Annotated in this window: 6 protein-coding genes; all 6 read left to right on the top strand. The window is 69.1% G+C overall.

Annotation, left to right across the window (positions count from 1 at the left end; translation table 11 throughout):
• The first annotated feature begins 23 nt into the window (after nucleotides 1-23).
• On the top strand, nucleotides 24-1,037 hold the full coding sequence (thiO, locus tag AC2VOU_RS10735) for a glycine oxidase ThiO (protein ID WP_486957365.1): 1,014 nt from the start codon (nucleotides 24-26) through the stop codon (nucleotides 1,035-1,037).
• 59 nt (nucleotides 1,038-1,096) lie between these two features.
• Complete coding sequence (gene thiS / locus AC2VOU_RS10740) at nucleotides 1,097-1,294, top strand: sulfur carrier protein ThiS (protein WP_486957366.1); 198 nt, start codon at nucleotides 1,097-1,099, stop codon at nucleotides 1,292-1,294.
• Between the two features lie 64 nt (nucleotides 1,295-1,358).
• Entirely contained in the window at nucleotides 1,359-2,135 is a 777-nt protein-coding gene (gene thiG / locus AC2VOU_RS10745; RefSeq protein ID WP_486957367.1) for a thiazole synthase, read from the top strand.
• A gap of 10 nt (nucleotides 2,136-2,145) precedes the next feature.
• Complete coding sequence (locus AC2VOU_RS10750; RefSeq protein ID WP_486957362.1) at nucleotides 2,146-2,901, top strand: SGNH/GDSL hydrolase family protein; 756 nt, start codon at nucleotides 2,146-2,148, stop codon at nucleotides 2,899-2,901.
• Nucleotides 2,902-2,972: 71 nt separating this feature from the next.
• Nucleotides 2,973-3,941: an anti-sigma factor RsbA family regulatory protein gene (locus AC2VOU_RS10755; RefSeq protein ID WP_486957363.1), complete on the top strand. Its 969-nt coding sequence runs from the start codon at nucleotides 2,973-2,975 to the stop codon at nucleotides 3,939-3,941.
• An 11-nt stretch (nucleotides 3,942-3,952) separates the two neighbouring features.
• Nucleotides 3,953-4,931 (top strand): M28 family peptidase (locus tag AC2VOU_RS10760; RefSeq protein ID WP_486957364.1); only part of this gene is annotated, 979 nt, incomplete at its 3' end.

Consider the following 4,931-nt stretch of genomic DNA (forward strand, 5'->3'; position numbering starts at 1 on the left):
TCATGCCGGCGAAGGGAGCGAACATGCCACCGGGCGCGGGATCGCTGGCCGTCATCGGCGGCGGCGTCATCGGGCTGTCCGTGGCGCGCCGCGCGGCCCAGGCGGGCTGGTCGGTGCGGGTGCATCGCTCCGGGAAACCTGGGGCCTCGTGGGCGGCCGCCGGAATGCTGGCCCCCCACAGCGAGGGCTGGCCCGGTGAGGAGCGGCTGCTGGAACTGGGGCTGGAATCGCTGCGGCTGTGGCGGGACGGATTCGCCGACGGCCTGCCCGCGCAGGTGATCACGGCGCATGAGTCGCTGGTGGTCGCCGTCGACCGCGCCGACGTCGCCGATCTGCGCACGGTCGCCGACTGGCTGTCTGCGCAGGGGCATCCGGTGGTCTGGGATTCCGCGGTCCGCGACGTGGAACCGATGCTGGCGCAAGGTATTCGGCATGGCTTCCGGGCCCCGACCGAGCTCGCGGTGGACAATCGCGGCCTGCTGGATGCGCTGTCGGCGGCGTGCGAGCGGCTCGGCGTCGAGTGGGACGGGCCGGTGGCCGACCTGGATGCCGTGCGAGCCGACGCGGTCGTGATCGCCAACGGGATCGATGCCCCGGTGTTGTGGCCGGGTCTGCCGATTCGGCCGGTGAAGGGCGAGGTGCTGCGATTGCGCTGGCGTAAGGGGTGTATGCCGTTGCCGCAGCGGGTAATCCGGGCCCGCGTGCACGGACGTCAGGTGTACGTGGTGCCACGCGTCGACGGGGTGGTGGTCGGCGCCACGCAGTACGAGCACGGCCACGACACCGCACCCACGGTGTCCGGCGTGCGCGACCTGCTCGACGACGCGTGCGCGGTGCTGCCGGCACTCGGGGAGTACGAGTTCGTCGAGTGCATCGCCGGTCTGCGCCCGATGACGCCGGACAACCTGCCGTTGGTGCAACGCTTGGACGCGCGGACATGGGTCGCCGCCGGCCACGGCCGCTCCGGTTTTCTGCTGGCGCCGTGGACTGCTGAACAGATTGTTTCCGAACTCATTCCGGTGGGAGCGCACTCATGATCCTCCCGCCGGTGACGATAGACAGGCAGTGCGATCGAAACGGGCAGGAGGAGCGGCGCATGATCATCAAGGTGAACGCCGCGCAAGTCGAGGTGGACGAACAGACGACGGTCGCGGCGCTGCTGCAGTCGCTGGGTTTCCCGGACCGCGGCGTCGCGGTCGCGGTCGACCATGCGGTGCTGCCGCGATCACGCTGGGCCACCACCCTGTCCGAGGGGGCGCAGATCGAGATCGTCACGGCGGTGCAGGGTGGCTGAATGTGACTGTGCCCACACCGCACCGGATTGTGGCGACCCGCATCGTCGCGGTGGGCACCAGAAGCTGACCATCGCCGGGCGCAGCTTCGCTTCCCGGCTGATCATGGGCACCGGGGGAGCGGCCAACCTGGCCGTCCTCGAAGAGGCTTTGATCGCCTCCGGCACCGAACTGACCACCGTCGCGATGCGTCGTGTCGACGCCGAGGGCGGCACCGGCATGCTCGATCTGCTGAGCCGGCTGGGTATTACGCCGCTGCCCAACACCGCGGGCTGTCGCAGCGCGGCCGAAGCGGTGCTCACGGCGCAACTCGCCCGCGAGGCGCTCGGCACCGAATGGGTCAAGTTAGAAGTGATCGCCGACGAGCGCACACTGCTGCCCGATGCTATCGAATTAGTCCGGGCCGCAGAACAATTGGTCGACGACGGCTTTGTCGTGCTGCCCTACACCAACGACGACCCGGCACTGGCCAAGCGGCTCGAGGACACCGGGTGCGTGGCGGTGATGCCGCTCGGCTCGCCGATCGGTACCGGCCTGGGCATCGCCAACCCACACAACATCGAGATGATCGTCGCCCAATCCGGCGTTCCCGTTGTGCTCGACGCGGGTATCGGGACCGCCAGCGACGCTGCGCTCGCGATGGAATTGGGCTGCGACGCAGTGCTACTGGCCACCGCGGTGACTCGTGCCGCCGATCCGCCCGCGATGGCCGCCGCGATGGCAGCCGCCGTCACCGCGGGATACCTCGCCCGGCGCGCCGGCCGCATTCCCAAACGGTTCTGGGCGCAGGCTTCGAGTCCCGCCCGGACGACGATGCGGCCCGCCGAGGAGCCGGGCAATTGAGCGTCAGCCGGTGAGGCGCTATGTGGCGCTGGGTAGTTCGATGGCGGCCGGTCCCGGTATCACGCCGTCCGCCCCGGGTGCGCCGGGTGGATCGGGCCGGTCGGCGCGCAACTACGCCCATCTGGTCGCCGAACGGCTGAGCCTCGACCTGGTCGACGTCACCTTCTCGGGGGCCACCACGGCCAACGTGCTCGCCGAGCGGCAGCGTCACGCCCCGCCGCAGGTCGAGGCGCTGGACGGCTCCGAGGAATTCGTCACCGTCACCATCGGCGGGAACGACGTCGGGTATGTGCCGCTGTTGATGGGCGCTGCGCTGCCGGCCCTGGCGCGAAAGCTGCCGGCCATCCGCAGCTTGCTCGATCGCGAGGCGCGAGAAAAGGCGCTCGACGGGATCGGCGACGCGTTGTGCGCGGTCGGAACCGAGGTGCGCCGGCGTGCGCCGCGGGCCCGGGTGATGTTTGTCGACTATCTGACCCTGCTACCACCGTCTGGTGTCGCGGCCGCACCGCTGTCGGCCGAACATGCCGATGTGGGCCGGTTGGTCGCCCGACGACTGGAGGAGGCCACCGCGGCGGCCGCGCAGGCCACCGGATGCGAGGTGGTGCGTGCGGGCCAGGCCAGCCGCGGGCACCACGCCTGGTCGGCGGATCCCTGGACGGTCGGTGCGGGTTGGCCGTTGCCTTGGCGTCCCGCGCCTTTTCACCCCAATGCCGCAGGCATGCGCGCCACCGCAGACTTGATCGTGCAGCAGATTAGGTTAGCCTGATTAGGTTTTCGGCACTTGGGTAACCCAACCTGCGACCACGCAGCAAACACTGCCGAGGGAATTGTCCGTCGATGACACCGAAAGCCCACGTGCACAGTCGCAGATTCGACCATTCGGCGCTCCTGTATGAATCAGAGCGCGAATACATCGATTCGCTGGTGCACTTCATCGAGGACGGCCTCAGCCGACATGAGCCCGTCATGCTCGCGGTCCCGGGGGATAAGCTGTCCGCACTTCGCAGCGAGCTGGGAGCCGCCGCGGACGAGGTGACGATGGCCGACATCACCGATTTCGGCCGCAATCCCGGGCGCATCATCGCGGGTCAGCATGCCTTCGTCGACGCGCATTCAGACCAGCCCGTGCGGGTAATCGCCGAGTCGGCGTGGGCGGGCCGGACGGAGTCGGAATACCTGGCCTGCCTGCAACACGAGGCGCTCAGCAACATCGCGTTCTCAGGTTCGGCGGTCACAGGGTTATGCCCTTACGACGTGTCGGGTTTGGACGCGAGCATCTTGGCCGACGTCCGCCTCACCCATCCGCAGCTCTGGCAGGGCGGTGCGCGCCGACACTGCCCCGACTACGCCGTCGACGCCGCCCTCGACAAATGCAACCAGCCGCTGGCGACCAACTCCGCCGCGGTGACGTACACCGTCGAGCGCGCGATGGACCTGGCCGGCGCCCGCCGATGCGCGGAACGTTACGGGCGGCTGGTCGGTATGTCGGCGGACCGGATCGCCGACCTGCTGCTCCTGGCGACCGAACTGGCCACCAACAGCCTCGACCAGGTTGGCGGCCCGTGCCGCCTGGCGTTCTGGGTCGAAAGCGGGTTCGTGGTCTGCGAGACCCGCGACACGAGCCGGTGGGCGGACCCGCTCGCCGGCCGTCGACACCCGACCGTAGCCGGCGGTGTCGGGAGCTACGGGCTGTTCGTCGTGAACGCGATCGCCGACCTGCTACGCACCCACGCGACAGCTGCCGGCACCACCATCCACGCGTATCTGCTGCGCGACGATCCCGCAGAACAGGCCAGGTGCGGCTAGCCTGGGGCGCGATGGCTATCAAATCAACACCGATACTCGTCGCGGTGGCGACTCTCATGCTGGCAACCGGCGGGTGCGCGGCCTCCGGCCACTCCGATGCGCTGAACCGGAGTTCGGGCCCGGATTTCGCCACCGGACTGCGCGGGCGGGTGACCACCGACGCGATGATGGCCCACCTGACGAAGTTGCAGGACATCGCCAACGTCAACAACAACACTCGCGCGGTCGGGACTCCGGGCTACGACGCCAGTGTGGACTACGTCGTGGGCAAGCTGCGGGCCAAGGGGTTCGACGTCCAGACCATGCCGTTCGACGCGCACGTATTTCACGCCGAGCCCGGCGATGTGACCGTCGGCGACAAGAAGCTTGGCGCCCAGGCACTGGAGTACAGCGTCGGCACCCCAGCGGCAGGGGTGACGGGTCCCCTGGTCGCCGTCCCGGCCGACGGAAGTCCGGGCTGTGCCGCCGGCGACTACGACCACCTCCCGGTCAACGGCGCCGTCGTGATGGTGGATCGTGGCGCGTGCCCGTTCGCGCAGAAGGCGGGCGCCGCAGCCCAGCGCGGCGCGTTGGCGATGGTTGTTGCGGACAACGTGGTCGAAGACCATATTGCCGGCACGTTGGGGGAGGCCAACAGCGTCAAGATCCCGGTCGTCGGAGTCACTAAATCGGATGGGGCGCTGCTTCGTTCGAGCGTCGGGCCCGCGACGGTTCACCTGTCCGCGGACACCAAGACCATTTCGGCGCGCAACGTAGTCGCGCAGACCAAGACCGGCTCGGCCAGCGATGTGGTGATGGCCGGAGCGCACCTCGACAGCGTCCCGGAAGGACCCGGCATCAACGACGACGGATCCGGTGTCGCCGCGGTGCTCGAAACCGCGCTGCAATTGGGCCCGTCGCCGGCCATCCACAACGCCGTGCGATTCGGCTTCTGGGGCGCCGAAGAACTCGGCCTGGTCGGGTCTCGCAACTACGTCGAGTCGCTAGATC

The organism is Mycobacterium sp. TH-M25, from assembly GCF_057473665.1.